The 18364-nt window shown below is 60.9% G+C and carries 22 protein-coding genes and 1 tRNA gene; 12 read left to right on the top strand and 11 right to left on the bottom strand.

Annotated elements, in window-relative coordinates:
* Position 1 precedes the first annotated feature (1 nt).
* The 9 genes from E2N92_RS12940 to E2N92_RS12900 all read left to right on the top strand — a co-directional run bounded on the left by E2N92_RS12940 (position 2) and on the right by E2N92_RS12900 (position 7771).
* Positions 2-1135, top strand: coding sequence for a hypothetical protein (locus tag E2N92_RS12940; RefSeq protein WP_220681558.1), 1134 nt, complete (start codon positions 2-4; stop codon positions 1133-1135).
* Positions 1128-1922: a CheF family chemotaxis protein gene (locus E2N92_RS12935; RefSeq protein WP_220681557.1), complete on the top strand. Its 795-nt coding sequence runs from the start codon at positions 1128-1130 to the stop codon at positions 1920-1922. Before E2N92_RS12940 ends, E2N92_RS12935 begins: the two co-directional genes overlap by 8 nt.
* Before the next feature lie 76 nt (positions 1923-1998).
* A complete protein-coding gene (locus E2N92_RS12930) occupies positions 1999-2361 on the top strand; it encodes a response regulator (RefSeq protein WP_220681556.1) in 363 nt (120 codons plus the stop codon).
* A 2-nt stretch (positions 2362-2363) separates the two neighbouring features.
* Positions 2364-3398, top strand: coding sequence for a chemotaxis-specific protein-glutamate methyltransferase CheB (cheB, locus tag E2N92_RS12925; RefSeq protein ID WP_220681555.1), 1035 nt, complete (start codon positions 2364-2366; stop codon positions 3396-3398).
* The gene (locus E2N92_RS12920; RefSeq protein WP_220681554.1) at positions 3391-5307 is read left to right on the top strand and encodes a chemotaxis protein CheA; all 1917 of its coding nucleotides are present in this window, start codon (positions 3391-3393) and stop codon (positions 5305-5307) included. Before cheB ends, E2N92_RS12920 begins: the two co-directional genes overlap by 8 nt.
* An 8-nt stretch (positions 5308-5315) precedes the next feature.
* A complete protein-coding gene (locus E2N92_RS12915) occupies positions 5316-5930 on the top strand; it encodes a chemotaxis protein CheC (protein WP_220681553.1) in 615 nt (204 codons plus the stop codon).
* An 11-nt stretch (positions 5931-5941) separates the two neighbouring features.
* Positions 5942-6433 carry a chemotaxis protein CheD gene (locus E2N92_RS12910; RefSeq protein WP_220681552.1) on the top strand — a complete coding sequence of 164 codons (492 nt, stop codon included), beginning with the start codon at positions 5942-5944 and terminating at the stop codon, positions 6431-6433.
* Positions 6418-7437, top strand: coding sequence for a ligand-binding sensor domain-containing protein (locus E2N92_RS12905; protein WP_220681551.1), 1020 nt, complete (start codon positions 6418-6420; stop codon positions 7435-7437). The genes E2N92_RS12910 and E2N92_RS12905 overlap by 16 nt, the downstream gene beginning before the upstream one ends.
* Before the next feature lie 52 nt (positions 7438-7489).
* Positions 7490-7771 carry a hypothetical protein gene (locus tag E2N92_RS12900; RefSeq protein WP_220681550.1) on the top strand — a complete coding sequence of 94 codons (282 nt, stop codon included), beginning with the start codon at positions 7490-7492 and terminating at the stop codon, positions 7769-7771.
* A gap of 46 nt (positions 7772-7817) precedes the next feature.
* Here E2N92_RS12900 and E2N92_RS12895 read toward each other — a convergent pair whose 3' ends face one another.
* The 3 genes from E2N92_RS12895 to E2N92_RS12885 form a co-directional block, all read right to left on the bottom strand.
* Positions 7818-8993 carry a hypothetical protein gene (locus tag E2N92_RS12895; RefSeq protein ID WP_220681549.1) on the bottom strand — a complete coding sequence of 392 codons (1176 nt, stop codon included), beginning with the start codon at positions 8991-8993 and terminating at the stop codon, positions 7818-7820.
* 333 nt (positions 8994-9326) lie between these two features.
* Positions 9327-9635 (bottom strand): hypothetical protein, encoded by a 309-nt coding sequence (locus E2N92_RS12890; protein WP_220681548.1) that lies wholly within the window; start codon positions 9633-9635, stop codon positions 9327-9329.
* Positions 9636-9643: 8 nt separating this feature from the next.
* Positions 9644-10243: a hypothetical protein gene (locus E2N92_RS12885; protein ID WP_220681547.1), complete on the bottom strand. Its 600-nt coding sequence runs from the start codon at positions 10241-10243 to the stop codon at positions 9644-9646.
* Positions 10244-10384: 141 nt separating this feature from the next.
* Between E2N92_RS12885 and E2N92_RS12880 the strand changes: the two genes are divergently transcribed.
* From E2N92_RS12880 to E2N92_RS12870, 3 genes are all read left to right on the top strand, one after another.
* On the top strand, positions 10385-10624 hold the full coding sequence (locus E2N92_RS12880) for a hypothetical protein (RefSeq protein ID WP_246589235.1): 240 nt from the start codon (positions 10385-10387) through the stop codon (positions 10622-10624).
* Positions 10625-11220: 596 nt separating this feature from the next.
* Positions 11221-11646, top strand: a complete 426-nt coding sequence (locus E2N92_RS12875) for a fasciclin domain-containing protein (protein ID WP_220681546.1) — start codon at positions 11221-11223, stop codon at positions 11644-11646.
* Positions 11647-11975: 329 nt separating this feature from the next.
* Positions 11976-12764, top strand: a complete 789-nt coding sequence (locus tag E2N92_RS12870) for a hypothetical protein (RefSeq protein ID WP_220681545.1) — start codon at positions 11976-11978, stop codon at positions 12762-12764.
* 127 nt (positions 12765-12891) lie between these two features.
* Here E2N92_RS12870 and E2N92_RS12865 read toward each other — a convergent pair whose 3' ends face one another.
* From E2N92_RS12865 to E2N92_RS12830, 8 genes are all read right to left on the bottom strand, one after another.
* Positions 12892-14160 carry an STAS domain-containing protein gene (locus E2N92_RS12865; RefSeq protein ID WP_220681544.1) on the bottom strand — a complete coding sequence of 423 codons (1269 nt, stop codon included), beginning with the start codon at positions 14158-14160 and terminating at the stop codon, positions 12892-12894.
* 10 nt (positions 14161-14170) lie between these two features.
* On the bottom strand, positions 14171-14578 hold the full coding sequence (locus E2N92_RS12860; protein ID WP_246589234.1) for an ATP-binding protein: 408 nt from the start codon (positions 14576-14578) through the stop codon (positions 14171-14173).
* A 2-nt stretch (positions 14579-14580) separates the two neighbouring features.
* Positions 14581-15951, bottom strand: coding sequence for a PP2C family protein-serine/threonine phosphatase (locus tag E2N92_RS12855; protein WP_220681543.1), 1371 nt, complete (start codon positions 15949-15951; stop codon positions 14581-14583).
* The gene (locus tag E2N92_RS12850) at positions 15951-16307 is read right to left on the bottom strand and encodes an STAS domain-containing protein (RefSeq protein ID WP_220681542.1); all 357 of its coding nucleotides are present in this window, start codon (positions 16305-16307) and stop codon (positions 15951-15953) included. Before E2N92_RS12850 ends, E2N92_RS12855 begins: the two co-directional genes overlap by 1 nt.
* 142 nt (positions 16308-16449) lie before the next feature.
* Positions 16450-17082 carry a class I SAM-dependent methyltransferase gene (locus tag E2N92_RS12845; RefSeq protein WP_220681541.1) on the bottom strand — a complete coding sequence of 211 codons (633 nt, stop codon included), beginning with the start codon at positions 17080-17082 and terminating at the stop codon, positions 16450-16452.
* Entirely contained in the window at positions 17069-17569 is a 501-nt protein-coding gene (locus E2N92_RS12840; RefSeq protein WP_220681540.1) for an FKBP-type peptidyl-prolyl cis-trans isomerase, read from the bottom strand. Before E2N92_RS12840 ends, E2N92_RS12845 begins: the two co-directional genes overlap by 14 nt.
* A 79-nt stretch (positions 17570-17648) precedes the next feature.
* Positions 17649-17957 carry a DUF1894 domain-containing protein gene (locus E2N92_RS12835; protein WP_220681539.1) on the bottom strand — a complete coding sequence of 103 codons (309 nt, stop codon included), beginning with the start codon at positions 17955-17957 and terminating at the stop codon, positions 17649-17651.
* Between the two features lie 178 nt (positions 17958-18135).
* A tRNA-Thr gene (locus tag E2N92_RS12830) sits at positions 18136-18207 on the bottom strand.
* Positions 18208-18364 lie beyond the last annotated feature (157 nt).

Genomic DNA, 18364 nt, shown 5'->3' with positions numbered 1-18364 from the left:
CATGAAAAAGATCAGGTTCCCCACAATCGACCCGACCGTCAGGCGGTTGCTCATCTTCCTCTCGACGGTGACCATCGGATCAGTCTTCATCCTCTACGACGTCCCGACCGAACTGCTTGTCGTCGGGACCGTCGCCGCCGGGTGTCTCACGCTCTTCATCTTCGGGGCCGCACACCTCTCGGACCTGAAGCCGAGCCAGATCAAGAAGGCCATCAGAGAATTCAGGGCCGGGAAAAAGAAGGCCGAAGGGCCGGTGCAGGTCGGCACAGAGAAGAAGCAGGGCAAGGGTATCGTTGCGTCTCTCCGTTCGGCGTGCGCCCAACTCCCCGGGGCCTTCGGCGACAGTGCCGGGCGGCTGAAGACAACGCTCTTTCACAAAGACGAGAAAATAAAAGAGATCGATTCGGCGCTCGAGGCCGCAATGGCGGCCCCAGGCGGAGCGCCCGAGGCCGTCCGCGAGGCAGGGGGGCCCGGCGGCGGCCTCGACCTCGGCGACGACGAGTTCGGCGACGAGGATCTGGAAGGACTTGACCTCGGCGAGGGGGGCCTCGCGGTCTCCGGGCACGGCCTGGATATCCCCCTCGATGCCGAGGTACCGGGGGCGGCGGTCGACGCCTCGGCGGTCTCCGCGATCCTGGAGGCACACGCCGAAGAACTCGAGGAGTTTGCAGAACTCGGAGAGATCGAGGACCTGGACAACGACCTTTCCGAAGACCTGGAAGGCCTCGACGAGGTCGATCTCGACTCGCTCGACCTCTCCGATGCCGATATCGACGGGATTCAGCCTGAACCGGAGGATGAGGAGGAGGACTCGTCCCTGACCGAGGCGCTGCAGGCCGATCTCGCCCCGCAGCCCGATGCCGGCGGCGGGGCGGCCCCGGCCGCCGGGGAAGAGGGAGGGAGCGGCGGCCCCGACATGCTCGCCTTCGCGACCGGCAGCGGGGACCCGAACGACCTGATGAGTCTGCTCAAGGACGATGTCAAGAAGAAAAGGGCCGAAGACCATGACAGTCTGCTCCGCGACCTCAAAGGGAAGAAGTTCGAGGCCGAGAACCTGGCCGGAGAACTTGAGGAGACGCTGGGGATGTTGAGGACAAAGACGGTGAAGAAGAGCAAGGTGCATTCGAATGAGTAGTCTTCCGGTAAAGATCGAAGTGCAGGGGAAATGGACTGCTGCAAAACTTTCTCTGGACGCCGAGGGTATGAAGTCCTCTGACAATGCCCTCGCTGTCCCGTACAAATCGATCGTCGACCTCGAGGCGAAGGGCAGTGTCCTCGCCATCACGGTAAAGGGACAGCAGGATCCGCTCAGGATTGCGTCAGTCGCAAAGGTGCTCGGGATTCTGAAGCGACAGATCCTCGCCTCATGCAGCGCGTACCGCCTCAGCACCTTCTTTATGTCCCCGGCGGTGAGGGGCGGAGTCTTCGTCAAGAACGCAAACTGGGAGAAGGGTGGCATCGCCGTTCTGGTCTCCGGGATCTGGTTCTTCTCGAAGGACCGCCAGATCTGCGTCCCCCTCAACGACGTCGCGTCCATCGAGATGACCAAGCGGGAGGTGCAGGGCAAGAACATCGACGTCATCAAGATCGACCATATCGAGGACGGCGACGTGGTCACCAGTCTGGTCCTCTGCCCGGTCACGACGCTCCAGGTGCTCTACAATTTCCTCAAGGAGTCCACGAAGGGGATGGACATGGCGGGCAACGAACTCGATCCGCAGTCGGCGCAGGTCGCGATGCTTGTCTACAGCGGGATGGACACGGCCTCGATCGAGAATATGCTCACGCTCTCGCAGCGGGACGTCGACCATATCTACGACACCCTGATCCAGCAGGGCCTTGCCGAGGTGGTCGTGACTCGAAGAGAGGTCAAACTCACCACAAAAGGGGTCAGGTACATCTCAGATGCAACAAAACTATAAATTATTTTATTTTTAAGCGCATCTCAAAACAGACACGTTTATTAAACGGCGCTCTCAAATAATAGCTGGGAGCACCATGGGTACGATCCTGATTGTCGATGATACGCTCTTTATGCGAACTCTCCTGAAGAATATCCTCTTTTCCGGAGGGCATACGATCGTCGGTGAAGCCGAGAACGGCGAAGAGGCGATCGCCAAGTACCAGGAACTGAAACCTGACCTCGTCACGATGGACGTCGTCATGCCCAAGAAAAACGGCATCGAGGCGCTCCAGGGGATCAGGGAGATCGACCCCAACGCCAGGGTGGTCATGTGCACGGCGGTGGGCCAGGAACAGATGGTGAAATTGGCCGTGAAAAGCGGCGCAAAGGGCTACATCGTCAAACCGTTCCAGGCCCCGAAGGTACTTGAGGAGGTGAAAAACGTCCTTGGGGCCTGATCATGATCAGGGTTCTAATTGTCGATGACTCGGTCTTTATCCGCACAATACTGAAAGATATCTTCGGCAGATCGCCGGAGATCGAGGTTGTGGGGACAGCGTCCGACGGTGCCGAAGCACTCGAACTGATCGATACCCTCAGGCCCGACGCGATCACGCTCGACATCGAGATGCCGAAGCTGAACGGGCTTGAAGTACTCGAGAGGATGAAAGGGTGCCGCCACCGCCCGAAGGTGATGATGCTCAGTTCCCTCACCGCAAAGGACGCTGAGCACACCAGAAAAGCCCTGGCCCTCGGTGCCGACGACTTCATGCTCAAACCCACCGAGATCTTCAAGGTCCGCGGGATCGAGGAGGAACTGGTCACCAGGATCAAACACCTCATCGAGATCAGGGCGGCGGTCAAGGCCACGGGACGCCGGGACCGCGTCGCCAGAAAGGTGGTCCTCTTCGGGTCGTCGGCCGGCGGGCTCCAGCAACTCGACCTCGTCCTCTCCAGACTCTCTTCTGACCTGGACGCGGCGGTCGTCATCACCCAGCATATGCCTGCAGGGTTCACCGCCGCCCTTGCCGACCGGTTCAACCGGATCTGTCCTCTTCCGGTACGGGAGTCCGAGAACGGAACCCTCCTGAAGGAAGGCGAGGTCGTCATCTCGAAGGCCGGGTATCACACCGTCATCTCGGCGGCCCTGACCGGCGAGGGAATCCGCGGCGGCAAGATCGTCCACTCCTCGGCACCCCCGGTCCACGCGGTGAGGCCGGCGATTGACAGGACCTTCTCGTCGGCGGCAAAGGTCTTTGGAAAAAGGACGCTCGCCGTCGTCATGAGCGGCATGGGCAGCGACTGCGGCGCAGGCGCCGCCGATGTCAAGGCGGCCGGCGGGACGGTATACGTCTGTAAAGAGCACGACTGTCTCGTCTACGGGATGGCCCGTTCGGCGCTCAAAACCAACAGCGTCGACCGGACGGTCTCTCTGAGGCACATCCCCGAGGAGGTCGTGGAAGCGGTCGGAAGAATGGAGGCAGATCATGGCTGATATGGAGGATTATAAGGAACTCTTTGTGGTGGAGTCCAGGGAGAGCAACGAGACCATCGCCCAGGCGCTCCTGAACCTGGAAGAGTGCAACGACCGGGAGACCATCGACGAGATCTTCAGGTCGGCCCACACCATCAAGGGCGCCTCGGCGTCGATGGGCTACATGAACCTGGAAAAGCTCTGCCATACGATGGAGGACGTCTTCGACCTTATCAGGAACGGCAAGGTCGTGGCGTCCGCACCGCTCATCGATGTCTTTCTCGGGTGTACCGACGAGATCGAAGCGCTGCTCGATTCGATCGAGAGCGGCGGCGACGACCAGGGCGAGAATATCGAGGACCTGGTCTCGGCCCTCGAAACCTGGAAGGAGAACGGCAACCGGGTGGACGCCGCCCCGGCCGACGAGGCCCCTACAGATCCCGACGATCCCGCAGAGGAGGAGACGGTCCAGGGGAGCGGCGAGCGCTACCGCGTGACCGTCACCCTGGTCCCCGAATGCTCGATGAAAGATGTCCGCGCCATGATCGCCCTCTCCAACCTGGGCGAGATCGGCCGGATCATCTCCGCCGAACCGAAAGTCGAGGCGATCGAGGACGGGCAGTTCGAGGACCATTTCGAGGTCGTCGTCGAGAGCGAGGACGGACCTGAGGCGGTCCAGGCGGCCGTCGCCGGGACCGACATCGCCAGCGTCGAGGTGACGTCGGCTGACGCTCCTGCCGCACCTCCAAAGAAGAAAGAGGCAAAACCGCAGAAATCCGAACACCACGGGAAGCAAAAGGAGATCAAGAACATCAGGGTGGACATCCATCTCCTCGACCAGATGATGAACCTGGTCGAGGACCTGGTCATCAACCGCGGGCGCCTCAAACAGATCGCCGAGAAGAACCAGATCAAGGAGTTCGACGAGGCCCTCAGCATGGTCGGCCGGTCGGTGGCCGACCTCCAGAACTTGATGATGCATATCAGGATGATCCCCCTGAGCCACATCTTCAACCGCCTCCCGCGGGTCGTGCGCGACGTGGCCCAGCACGAGGGCAAAGAGGTGGACTTCATCATCGAGGGCGGCGAGACCGAACTTGACCGGAGCGTCATGGACGGGCTCAACGATCCCCTCCTGCACCTGATCAGGAACGCCGTCGACCACGGGATCGAACTTCCCGAGGAACGCATCGCCGCCGGAAAACCCGAAAAAGGGCGCCTCCACCTCTCGGCGATGCGGGACCGCGACAATGTCGTCATCAGGATCGAGGACGACGGTGCCGGGATCGACGTCGACCGGGTCAGGACAAAAGTCGTCTCGAAAGGGTTGCTCACCGAGGAAGAGGCCGACGCCCTCTCCGAAGACCAGATCACCGACCTCCTCTTCAGCCCCGGCTTCTCGACCGCCGAGACGATCACCGACATCAGCGGCCGCGGGGTCGGCCTGGACGTGGTGAAGGCCGCCATCGAGTCGATGAAGGGTTCGATCAATGTCAGGTCGGTCGAAGGGAAGGGGACCTGCTTTGAACTGGTCCTGCCGCCGACGATGGCCATCGTCGAGGTGATGATGGTCAGGATCAACGGCCGGCGGTGTGCGATCCCGATCAGCAACGTCGTCGAGGTGGCGATCCTCAAGAGAGACGCCGTCCACCGGGTCGGCAGCAGTCAGGTGATCCTTCTCCGCGACGAGGTGCTCCCGATCCATCTGCTCAACGATATGTTCGGCGGTTCCAACCATGGCGAGGTCCTGGTGGTCCTCCAGTACGGCTCCAAGAAATGCGGTATCGTGGCCGATGTCGTCGAAGGCCAGCAGGAGGTCGTCGTCAAACCGCTCAGCACCCTCATCGGGAGTTGTCCGGGCGTGGGCGGCGTGACCATCCCCGGCGACGGCGAGGTCGTCCCGGTCCTTGACGTGAACACAATGATCTGAGGAATATCATGAAACTGACAGAGATACAGGCAGACGCACTCGGGGAACTCGGGAACATCGGGGCGGCCCATGCCGCGACGACCCTCTCCCAGATGCTCATGAGCGACATTGAGATGGACGTACCGTCAGTCGATATCATCGATATCGCCCAATTCTACCAGTGTGTGGGCGACGAGAAGGTCGCACTGGTAGTCTTCAGGATAGACGGCGGTGTCGAAGGGGAAGGTTTTGTCGTGATGATGATGCCGCTCCCCTCGGCGATGAGGATGACCAACACCATGCTCGGCATGGACGACATGGACCGGGAGATCAACGAGATGGACCAGAGCGCCATCATCGAGATCGGCAACATCATGGTCTCGGCGTTCCTGGACGCGACGGCCACGCTCCTCGGCATCGTCATGCTCCCCTCCCCGCCGGCGCTCTGCATCGATATGGCCCATGCGGGCATGGAGGCGCTCATCGCGGAGGTTGCCATGGAGACCAACGATGTGGTCATCTTCAGGACGAACCTGACCTGCGGCCAGCACGCGATCGACGGGACGATCCTGATGTTCCTCACACCTGAAATGCTCGGCAACCTGCTCAGCCTCCTCGAGGCGCTTACATCGCAGGGTATGTGAGGGAGAACTCAATGGCCGAGTTTCGACCCATCGATGTCAATGCCCGGTTTATAGGGATCGGCGAGTACTATGTGGGCAGGGACGCCATGACCACCATCGGGCTCGGTTCCTGCATTGCCCTGATACTCCATGACGAGCGGCATGAGGTCGGGGCCATGGCCCATGTGATGCTCCCGGAGAGCAAGGGCCAGACCGACCGGCCCGGAAAGTATGCGGACACCGCCCTGGCGACGCTGCTCGAGGGTCTCGGGCCCTTCGGGTCGAGGAACGGTTCGATCCGGGCGAAGATGGTGGGCGGCGCCAATATGTTCGGGTTCAACGACAACAACCTCAATATCGGCGAACGGAATATCGAGGCGGTGCACAGGGTGCTCGACGAGCGGCGCATCGCCCTTGATGCGGAGGATGTCGGCGGGAAGGTCGGGCGGTCGGTGATGTACAACCCGAAGGCAGGCGGAACGATCGTGGTCAGGAGAGCGGACGGGGTATGCGCCGAGCTCTGATCGCCATCGTTTTTCTTGGTCTCATTGTTTTTTTCCCGGTATCGGCAGACCTGACGGTCTTTCTCCCTTCCTACGGTGGTCTCTCCTCCACACAGGTCCATGATTGCACGAACGGGCCCGGGGGCGAGGTGGTGATGGCGACCTCGGACGGTCTCTCGGTGTACGACGGAGCGAACTGGACAACCTATCATGCGCCAAAAGAGTACATGCCCGAGTCTCTCCTTTCAGATACGATTCTTGCAGTTGAATATGGGCCTGAGGGTGCGCTCTGGATCGGGACGACCCTGGGCCTCCAGCGTTTTGACGGCCAGAACTTCCAGACCCTCGCCGACCAGCACCGCCTCAAGAATCCGGCGGTGATCGCGTTGCAGCGCTGGGACGATGTGATGTGGGTCGAGACGCGGAACAGCGGGGTTCACCGGGTGGAAGGCGAGAACTGGACCTGGTACAAGCCATTCAAACCGGGGTCGCCGGCGAGTTATGCCCTCGAGGACATGGGCCTCGATCCGATGGGCGGTCAACTCTACTGTCTTTCCCATGACGGACTCTGGGCCGTCGGCACGAATGCCAGCGCCGGGTTCAGGCCGGTCACGCTGCACGGCATGCCGCTTCGCGGCTACGACGGCGTGAGGACCGATCCCTTCGGAGGGGTCTATCTCTTCAACAGCAGTGCGGTGGTCCATCTCGGACCCGCAGGAAGACTGACGCTGGTGCTCCGCTCTTCCGACCTGAAATCCGACGGCTGTGCGCTCAGGGACCTCGGCCCCGCCCCCGACGGGACGCTCTGGTGTGCGACCGATCGCGGGATCGTCTGGTGGGCGGACGGGGGCGTCGCCGATGTGATCGATCGTGCGGACGGCATCTGGTCGCCGGCGATCAAAAAGGTCTTTGTGGACTGCGGCGGACGCTGCTGGTACTCGACGTCCACGGCGGTCGGATATGTTGTTCCAGAGAATTCGACCCTCGTCCCGATCGCCTTTGAAAGGCCGACGAGGGGTCGGTGACAGTTGATCGGGCTTTTTTGAAAACCTTGATCACGCTCTTCGAGGGGCGGCGATGGAACACGATCCCCACCGATTCTCCTATCTTAATGTGGGTGATCAAGCAACAGGAAATTTTCATCCCATATGCGTGAGGCGTGCTCTCGCCTCATACCCAACTGTAGAAAACATCCTCTTTTCTTCACCTCAACCCACCCGTGAACCGAATCCATCGCCTTCCCTCATGCTTATGCCGGGGGGCGGCATGATGCTCGACTTCGATGCACTCCTCGAACGCAAGGATGAGGTTCAAGAATCAATCCAATTCTGGTATGATATTTTCATCCCATATGCGTGAGGCGGGCGCTCGCCTCATGAGCAAATCTACAGGGCCGCAAGTTCGTTTATCGAGGGACCAGTCGGCGCCAGCAATAGGCCTCCACCGCGTCGAGATAGGCCTTTTTTGCTTTTTTTACCCGTGTTTCCTCTTCTGAGAAGATATCGTGGGCGAGGTAGTTGATGAGAATGAGATAATGGTCGAGCGACGGATAGGTATCTCTCATGATCCTGATGCGGGTGTAGACGTCCTTTTCAAGTCCTGAAAAGAGCGAGAACGAGAGGTCAAGGAGACCGAGGACGTCAGGGGGCATTCTTTTTTCTTCGGCCTGTTTTCTGAAGGTCTGATAACCTGAACGTTTCGTCGTCCTCAGGGCCAGGAGCATGCCGTAGTAGAGTGGTTCGCTGCTTTCGGGTGCCTGCTGACGCATCTGTTTTACGACGTCCGCCGCCCTCGAGCCGTTCCCCTCTTCGATGGCGAAATGAAATGCCTCGCGCAGGAGCCCCATGTCGTCGTAAAAACGGGCCCTGGCGATCTTGAGCATCTCGTTTCTCATTTCGTGGTTGTGATCGGCCTTTGCTTTCGCAAGACCGAGTCTGACGAAGGCCGGGTTGCTCGGGAACCACTCGATGGCACAGGTGATCATCATCCAGAAGATCCTGAGGAGGGCCGGGTCGGTGCCGTAGGGAAGAGCGGTCTTGATGCTCCGGTGGACCCGTGCGAGTTCGAGCATCTGCTCTCTCGCGTTCAGTTCCATCTCGCTCGGAACCTTTGTATCGCGGTGGCGGGCGATCTCCTGGAGGGAGAGGGCATAGTAGCAGTAGGCCAGGGTTGCATGGGCCATGATGTCGTGGGAGCGGTATTTTCGGAGGTAGGGGATTGCATGGGGAAAGGCGCCGGCCTTCACCATCCTGAACCCGGCGGCGATCTCAAGCCCGGCCTTCGGTTTTTTCCCTTTTTTGAATCTCGCGGCGTTCTCGATGACGGTCTCGACAAAGTCGGCGTCGGCGGCTCTGGGAGAGGTCTCCAGGATCTTGAAACTGATGGCGTCCAGAAAGAGGTCGTGGTCTTTTGAGTCGAGGAGGGGGAACGAGGAGTTGAGGGCCGATATGACATAGCCATAGAAGACCGGCAGTTTTTCATCGATTTTATGATGGTTTTTCTGTATGTAGTCGAAGAAGTCCAGTTTCAGCATCTCGATCCGTTCGTACTGGACTGCTTCGGAGAGTGTCTCGCCGCGCATATCATACTCTACTACAAGAGACGAGGTATTATATTTTGGCAATTTATTCCGGGAAAAATAAAGATAAGTGCTTTATGACATGCTCCGACTTCCTCGAGCCGGAAAAACTGTTCATGAGACAGCGTGTTGAATCGGGCATGAACTCCGCGCTCAAGCATGCGGGATGAACATTGTTCAGAGCGGTGTTTCGAGGTGTGGAGGAATCGATCCATATCAATTGCGGCAGGGTATCAGGAAGACACCTCTCAGTTGCCAGCCCCTGGCTATCCTCGTCGTAGGGAGTTCGGGAGCAGAGCCCCTGGCATAAGCAGGAGGGAAAGCGATGGATTCGGTTCACGGGTGGGTTGAGGTTATGAAAAGAGGAGGTTTTACCATGAAAATGATCCAGACGTTCAATTCTGGAGTTATGGATGAGAATTCGAAGACACCAATTTCCCTCATATCCGATATACGGAGAACAAAACCACCCTCAGAACGATCAGGCGTGCCGCCCTCATCGCACGATCTTTCCTGCCGTCTCGCGAGAAGATAGCCGAGGGGCGGCGATGGATTGAGGTCTCCACCAATTCTCCGGTCTTGAAAAGAGAGAGCAAGCGACGAGAAATTTTCATCCCGTATGCTTGAGGCGTGCTCTCGCCCCATGCCTAATTCTACAGGGCCAGAAACTCCTTTTTCGTCTCCATATTCATCGTGAAGTGCGCGTGCCGACACTCGACGATGAGATAATACTCGCCGTTCGAGACCTCGATATTCTTGACGACATGCCCCGGTCCGCACAGTTCCATCCCTTCGATGATGGTATTGGTGCTGGCATCGACGAGGATGGCCCTGAAGAGAGTCGATCCCGGATTGTTGTCCGGGATGACGGTGCAGTTCATCCGCCATATCGGGTAGGGAACGGTGAAGGTGCCGGTGACCCCACCGTGTTCCTCCTCTAGAGACGCAAAGACGACGCACTCTTTTGTTTTCCAGGAGGGGTCCGAGGCTCCGAAGAGACTGATGTTGTCCGGGAGGAGGTACGTCTTATATTTGAGGACCGGTTTTTCGACATAGCCGAGTTTCGACGGCGCAGGGAGGGAGACAGGCGTCGGAGACGGCGTCGGATCAGGCGGATGCGTAAGGGGCGGGTGCTGCCCGTCGTCGATGCCGTCTATGGGCGGGCGGTCGTCTCCCCACCACTGCACGGCCGAGGCGACGAGGATGACGATCACGACACCGGCCGCAACGCTCAGGAGGTCCCCTGAAGACATGATCTTTCTATGGGATCTGGGGTTTGAAATACTTTTTTAATATTTTACCAGTATTAAAAGTATATATTGCAATAATTTGTTAGTTTTCTCTTTTTCAAAAATTAAAAATCTATAAATGATAGCACTCCAATCTATATTTCAATGGAGCTCCCGGAATTCAGGACCTGGGTCTTCCTGTACCTCATCTCCTCGGTGGCCCTCCTCTGGGCGGCGTTCCTCTCGGCGCAGGGGGTCATGCTCTGGATGAGCATGCTGCTCGTGTTCATCGTCGTCGGGGCGAACTTCCTGGTGGTCGTGGCCGAACTCAAACGGGGCGCGGCACAGCGAGAGATGATGAAAAGACTCTCCGCCATCGAGACCGAGGCGGAGACCGCAGAGTGATCGGTCCGGCCCCCGATCTACGGACCTGGTCAGGAACAGACCGGAGGGAGGGTTTGTCCCTGGCAGGTTCTTGCTGTTTTTTACTCGAACGTTGTAGAAAAGGGTTAGCCCTGTAGAATCGGGCATGAAGCGAAGGCACACCTCAAGCATACCTGATGAAAATTTTTCGTCGTTTGATCTCTCTTTTCAAGACTGGAGACTCGATGGAGACTTCGCTCCATCGCCACCCCTGCCCATCTTCCGTCCGTGGGGGTCCGGGCGGCAACGCCCCCAGGCGCGAGACGGCGGTGGAAATTCTGCGATGAGGGGGACACGTCGGATCATCAGCACCGTCCCGGACAATCACCGCTTTTCTCAAACTCCCGGTACCCATGACCTGCAATCCCTCCACCATGTCCCGCTCCTTTCGAGGTTACCATTCCCCCGGCGTCGCAAGGCAAAAGGGTCGTAAGACCGCCCGAACCCGGACGGGACGGCGGGACGGGAGAGAGTGCCCTGACGCCCGCATAATCACCCCGGCAACCGGGCTGATTTCCGGCCGGATCTGTTAAATATGACGAGATTCCATGGGGGGACTCCCGTGGAGGGAATGAGAGATGCAACAGAGAGCAGTTCAGGCACAGAAAAATATTGTGGAGACTGCGATCGAGGCCGGGCAGTTCAACACATTGGTCGCGGCCGTGAAGGCCGCGGGCCTGGTCGAGACGCTTAGCAGTCCGGGGCCGTTCACGGTCTTTGCACCCAACGACGCCGCCTTCGCCAAGATCCCGAAGGAGACGATCGACCACCTGATGGAGAACCCAAGCCAGCTGGCCGAGGTCCTGAAATATCATGTGATCTCGGGCACGCACATGGCCGACGACATCGTGAAGATGCGCTCGGTCAGGTCGCTGCAGGGTTCGGACCTCGAGATTGACACCACTCGCGGCGTCCGGATCAACGGGGTCAGCGTCATCCAGCCCGACATCGTCTGTTCGAACGGCGTCTGCCATGTCATCGACTCGGTGCTGATCCCGAAGTAACTCTTTTTTTGCGGTGTAGAATTCGGCATGAACCCCGGGTACATGCTTGATTCTACAGAACCCTCGATCGATGCTCTATCCCGCCAAACCCGACACGATGGAGAATACCGAGGCGGATCCGTGCTCGTTCCTGGGGATCGGAGAAGCCACCACGACAAAATTATGAAATAATACCTGACGATAATAACTTCAATTCAATATCAAATACTTTTTAAATCTCCGATATGATAATTGTCCAAATTATTCGGGTAAAATCTATATGTATAACTCCCTATACCCCTGCACAGATAGTCGGGCCGAAATTCCCCCCTATTACCTGAGGCAAGATGATGGGACTCTCTGATATATCTATAACCAGACCAGAAGAGAAGAAAAGACCGAAAAAGATCGGGTGCCACGGCAGTCACTGGGACACCCTGCTCACCTCCGAGAGCGAGGTCCAGGCAGCAGTTGTCAATGCCCTGGAACAGGCCGAAAGCCTGAAGATGGTCGAGAAGGGACGCAGGACTGTCCTTACGGCGCAGTCGGGGGGAGAGGCCCTGAAGACTTGCACCGTCGTCGTCGACCAGGAACTCTGCACCGGCTACCCCTTCATCACGGAGGGCGTCGTCCACGAGGTCGAGGTCGAGGAGGTCGACGAGTGGATGAACGAGGTCGAGGGACAGGTGAGGGGCCGCATCGGCGAGGCCCGGGTGGCCTTCTTCGATACGCTGTATTTCAAGAACCGGGAGCAATACAGATCCGGCGGCCGATACCGCTTCGCTCTCTCCGCTCTTGCCTATCAGCTCAGGAGAGCAAATCCTGGAACGGTGACCGGCCCTGACGGGAAAAAACTCTCACCGGGGCATATGGCGGCATACCTCCCCTTCCGGGGTGGGGATGTCGACGACTTCATCTTCCAGACTGAGGTCAATCAGGTCAAAGAGCTCACCTTCAGGACGCGGACGGTCTACCAGATCACCGTCCCGCTCTTCAGAGAGATGCACGGAGAGGAGGAGGACGACGTGGAGATCGTCCTCTATGCCGCCGAGCATGTCACCGGCGGGTATGTCCCGAAGGTCGGCGATCTCATCACAGGGGCCATGTGGCTCCAGGGGCATCTGGTCGAGGGCTCTTGAAGGCCGGGGCCCATCGCTCTATCGCCGGATCCACCTCTCATCGCGCGGGGAGAGCGGGGGAGGGGTGAGCGTGCAGACGTCGTAGTCGCCTCCGCCTCTCATCGCGCGGGGAGAGCGGAGGGCGTTCTCACTCACGCGTGGCGGGCGTGACGTACGCCACCCCCACCTTTGCCCGCCGCAGCCGCGTCGAGCCCAGGAGGTGGCAGACGTCCACGACCTCGCCCTCGGCAAAACACCGGTCGATCCCTTTTTCCAGGCTCGCGCCATCGTCCCAGGGGACGTGCCTGAAGACCGCGCCGTGGGCATGGTAGCAGAGGTCTTTTTCATCGGGTTCGCCGGGGAGCGTCGGGCAGAGGGCGGCGATCTCCTCCTGGCCCGCGGCGGCACGGTCGGCCGCGATCCCGAAGGCGAGGAGGGTGTCGCCGCCGTGCCGCAGGTCATCCCGCCGATCAACCCACCGGTCGAACTCGTCAGGACCGAACCCTTTCTCCGCGAGCGGCACCTGCGTCATCGCCGCACCGGCCACCCCGGCGGTCACCCCCCAGAGGGCGGTCGCAACGACCCCGCCGAAATCGGGGCGGCGCCTCTCTGCCAGGGCAAGGAGAGCGCGGTACAGCGCTTCCAGGGTGAAGCCCTCCTCAGAACCCGCCTCGACGACCGCCACCTCATGGAACGGCCCGTCGAGTGCCAGGTCGAAGGCGGTGTACGCCACCCCCTCGCCGCCGCCGGGAAACGCCGGCACCAGGAAGTCGGGGGCACCGTGGCCGTCGGTCGGCAGCCAGGCCACCGCCCCGCGCAGGGCGACCATCTCGCCGAGACGCTCCGTCGCCTCGTCGCGGCTGCCGCCGAGCGCCCCAATCCCGAGGGCGTACCCGAGGTCAGAGAGCGGGACGGCCCGCACCTCCTCGCGGGCAAGCCGTGCGCTGAGGATGGGATCGAGGGCACCGTGCATCCTGAGATGAGCGGGCGCGCGCGTGCCCGGTTCGAACCTGACCTTCATTCCGTCCACCTCCACCGCGGGCTGTTCCAGGTCGGCAATGAGCGAGAGGCTTTCCTCCTTACGCAGACAGATCCTCCTCGCCTCCTCCCGCGATGGGACAATCGAGAAGACGCGGTCGAACCCGGCCATCGAGAGCACCTCCATGGGGTACTCCTCCACGCTGCAGAGGGTCATGCACCCTCCCCGCGCCTTCATCTGCTTCTGGAGAGCGAGGAAGACCCGGATCCCGGCGCTGCTCAGGTAGTCCGTCCCGGCAAGGTCGACGACCACCGCCCGGTCGTCGTCCTGCAGGGCGCCGTCGATCCCTGCCTTCAGTTCTTCAGCCGCATACCCGTCGAGCCGCCCGCTCACCATGACGGTGAGGAGGGCGGCCTCCCGTTCGGATCTCATCTCCATAAATCTCTCCTCAGACGTTTTTTCGAAGTTTCAGGACGTTGATTCCGTCCCGGTATTCATATGTCATCTCATCGGTCATCGTGCGGATAAAGTGAACCCCGAGCCCGCCGATCGGCCGCTCGTCCGCGTCCCCCTCCAGGTCCGGCGACGGGGCGACGGTCGGGTCGAAGGGCGGGGCCGCGTCCTCGATGACCACCACCGCCGCCCCCTCGCCGGCCCGCTCGCACGAGAGCCGGATCCACCCTTCCGTCCCGGCATAGCCGTGGAGGACGATGTTCGTCACCGCCTCGTCGACGGCAAGTTCCATCTCCTGCACCGCCTTCGGGGAGAGGCCGAGGGCCCTGAGGGCGTCGGTGACAGAGGCCAGCGCCCCGGGGAGGGATGAGAGGTCGGCACTGACGGTGATGCTCCCGGTCACGTTCACTCCCCCTTCAGCACCATCACCGTGATATCGTCGTCCTGCGGCCCCTCGCCGGCAAAGGCCCGGACTGCGTCCCGGATCTCCCGGATCATCGCCGCGGCCGGGAGCGTCCTGGCGGCCCGCACCGTCTCCTCCAGACGTTCGTTCCCGAAGGCCTCGCCCTCGGGGCTGAAGGCCTCGGTCACCCCGTCGGTGAAGAGTACCAGGAGGTCGCCGACCCCGAAGGTCACCTCGCCGGTGCCGTACTCCATATCCTCCATGGCGCCGAGCGCCACCCCGGTCGGGGGCAGGGAGATGAACTCGTCGGTGCCGTCTCTGAGAAGGAGCGGGGGGTTGTGGCCGGCATTGGCATAGGTGAGAGTCCGGGTCTCTTCGTCGAGGACGCCGTAGAAGAGGGTGACGAACATCCCGGTGTCCGACTCCTCGAGGAGCATGGAGTTCGCGTCCTCCAGGGCAAGGGTGACGTCGGGGTGGCGGGCCGCCATCGCCCTGATGATCGTCCTGGAGAGGGCCATGTAGATCGCCGCCGGCACGCTCTTGCCCGAGACGTCGGCGATGACCAACCCGGTCTTTCCTTCCTGGAGACGGATGGCGTCGTAGAAGTCGCCGCCCACCTCGCGGGCCGGGCAACTCACCGCAGCCAGGTCGAAGCCCAGCATCGTCGGGATGCTCCGCGGGAGGAAGGTCTGCTGGATCTCGGCGGCGACCTTCAACTCGGCCTTCTTCACCCGGAGTTCTTCCTGGTAGGTGTCGCGTTCGGTCTGCGTCCGCCGTTCGGTGACCAGGTTGGTGATGATGAAGGCGAAGACGAACATCCCGATCGCATTGGCCAGGACCATCGGGACCGAGACCTGCCTCACCAGGGCCAGGGCCGCGTCGAAGGGCGAACAGGTGAGGAGGACGATCCCCATGTGCAGCGCCTCCATCCCGACGGCAAAGGCGACGACGGTCTTCACCTCAGGCACCGGCAGGTCGCCGCGGCGGAGAAGCAGGTAGACGCCGCCGCCGAGGAGGCCGGCGAGCACGGTGGAGACAGCGCACGGGACAGCGGTGAACCCGCCCATCCCGAGCCTGAACCCGCCACCGATCAGTCCGGCCCCGATGCCGACGATGGGGCCGCAGAAGACCCCGGCGACCATCGGCCCGAGGTCCCGGACATTGATCGGGGCGCCGAGCACCTCGACGCCGCTCAGGGTGCCGTAGATGGACAGGGCACCGAAAAAGAGGATCAAGGCGGCCGATCCTTTCGGGGTGAGCCGTCGCTCCAGGGCGTCGGTGAAGGTCCGGGTCCTGGTGATAAAATAGGCCGCGACGACGATGACGCAGATCATCTCGAAGAGGACGATGAAGTCCCCGACCTGCGGCGTCATCAGGTCTGTCCCTGCGCCCCCATCGCCCCGTCGACGTCCTCATAGACCGAAAAGATCCTGAGAAAGCCCGAGATCTCAAAGACTTCCTGGACGAAGGGGGTGAGGGCGGCGAGGGCGACGGACCCGCCCTGTTTCTGGAGGGCCTTGTGGGTGGCCAGCAGCACCCGCAGCCCCGAACTGCTGATATAATCGAGCCCGGCCATATCGACGAGAACCTTCTTCTGGCCGTCGTCGACGAGCGGGGCAAGCGTCTCCTGGAGGGTGCCGGCCGAACCCGCGTCGATCCGCCCGGCGACCGAGACGATGGCCCACCCGTCCTGTATTCTGACAGAGGTGTCTACGGCGTCTTCTTTCACAGAACAGTTTTCTTTCCCCTGAATGTATAAGTAGGTTCTTTTCCGTTTATTCAGGTGATCTACCACATACACAGGATTCTATAACCGCTTTGCTGAATCAATCCTGAGCCTGGAGGACGCCTCAAGCATACGTGATGAAATTCTACAGAGCCGATCGTTCCGGTTTCTCAAAGACCGCCGCGATCTCCGCGCGCGGGTGGTCCACCCCCCGCACCCTGAGCGCCCATCGCCGGGTCGTCACCGATAGGGGGACGAGATCCGGAAAGAGGGCCGCGGCTTCCTCCTCGGTGAAGTAATGGACGAGGATCCCGCCGCCCCGCCGGCAGGTGCGGGGCTCGACCTCCTCTCCGTTCCCTGCACGCATGTCCGTGACCGAGAACGCCCGAAAATAGAGACGCCCTCCCTCCTTCAGCACCCGGCCGCACTCCAGGGCGGCGGTCCGCCGGTCGTCGCCGCGCAGGTGCCCGAGGAGATGAAGGGCGCAGACGGTGTCGAACGACCCGGCCCGGAAGGGGAGACGGCGGACGTCGCCGACGAGGAGGTGCGCTCGAGTCGTCCTGGCGGCGAGGGCGACCGCACTCCCGGCGATATCGAGGCCGACGACCGTCGCCCCCTGTCCAGTCAGGCCGGAAAGGGTCTTGCCGTTGCCGCAGCCCAGTTCAAGCACCCGGTCACCGGGCGCCGGGCGGGGGAGGTCGTGAACCGCCCCGCCCCAGAGCGCGCCCCGCTGCCGGTAGTCGCGTTCCCAGGCCCCGTCCCTCTCAGGCGTTTCCATGCGTCTGGATCGAGAGCAGGGTGATGGTGAAGGTGAGGTCCTCGCCGGCGAGGGCGTGGTTCCCGTCCATGATGATGGTCGTCTCGTTCATCGCCGTGACGGTGAAGCGCGCCCAGTTCTCGCCGTTCTTCATCAGGAACATCTGGCCGATGGTGATGTTCTCCGGGAAGGTGGCGCGGTCCACGTATTTCATCCTCGCCGCGTCGTACTCCCCGTAGGCGTCGGCGGCCGGGATGGTCACGGTCACCGACTCGCCTTCGGCAAGCTCGAGGACCGCCTTCTCGAATCCTGGGATCACTTCGCTGTTCCCGATGGTGAACGAGAACGGTTCTTTCCCGACATTGGTGTCGAAGACCGTGCCGTTATCGAACGTGCCGGTGTACTCGACAGAGACCGTGTCGCCGGTCGTCGGTTTCGGAGCGGCGCCGACGCACCCCGCGGCGATCACCAGCACCGCGACGGCGACGAGGCCGACCAGAGAGTTCATCCGAGTCATCACCCCATGGTTTGCGCCTGCGAGGTCTTCAAGTACCCGCACCGCGCCGAGGGGCGACGGAAAAAAGGGGTCAGTCCTTCTTGAGGTCAGCCCGGATCCTCTCGATCTCGTCGGGGGTGGTGTCCATTTCCAGGACGTCGGTCCCGAAGCAGGGCCTGGTGAAGGTGAAGATGAGTTTTCTCTTTCTCTCTTTGATCCCTACAAGCATCGGGCCCTTCCCGAGGATACAGATATTGCGGATCTCATAGTCGCCCGGGATCTCGTAGTGCTCTCGGGCATGTTTCCTGACGTACTCGTTTGCCTCTTCTTCGGACATGTCCCTGACGAGAACCTTCGTCGGCAGTCTTTTGATGCAGTGCGGTTTGCCCATATCCGGCATGGTCTTCCCCCTGGGTGAGCAGAATGGTTGGGCAGGTCTTCAATTTAATCTTCCCGGTGGCGGACCGGGAACCGGTGGGAGGGGTCGGCGCCTCCCTTCGTCGCCTCACCCCGAGACACCGGCAGGTCATCATGACGATATCATAGAAACGAGGCAGGGCTTTGAACAAAAGGTAGAGAGCCCCAGGCGAGACTTGAACTCGCGACCTGCTGATTACAAGTCAGCCGCTATGCCACTAAGCCACTGGGGCAGGATCCATTCTATGTTGGTCCTCTGTGATGAAAAATCTGGCGATGCCTCCCGCCGTCGGACGGAGCGTTTGGGCTGCGGTGAACGAGCGAGACAGTCGCCGGCGACTTCTTCTTTTTGCAACTTCATTTTGGCATCTTGCCAGATCCTTCCCCCCC

It is taken from the genome of Methanofollis formosanus (assembly GCF_019633745.1).
Classification (GTDB): Archaea; Halobacteriota; Methanomicrobia; order Methanomicrobiales; family Methanofollaceae; genus Methanofollis; species Methanofollis formosanus.
This window is presented reverse-complemented; position numbering and strand designations above follow the sequence as displayed.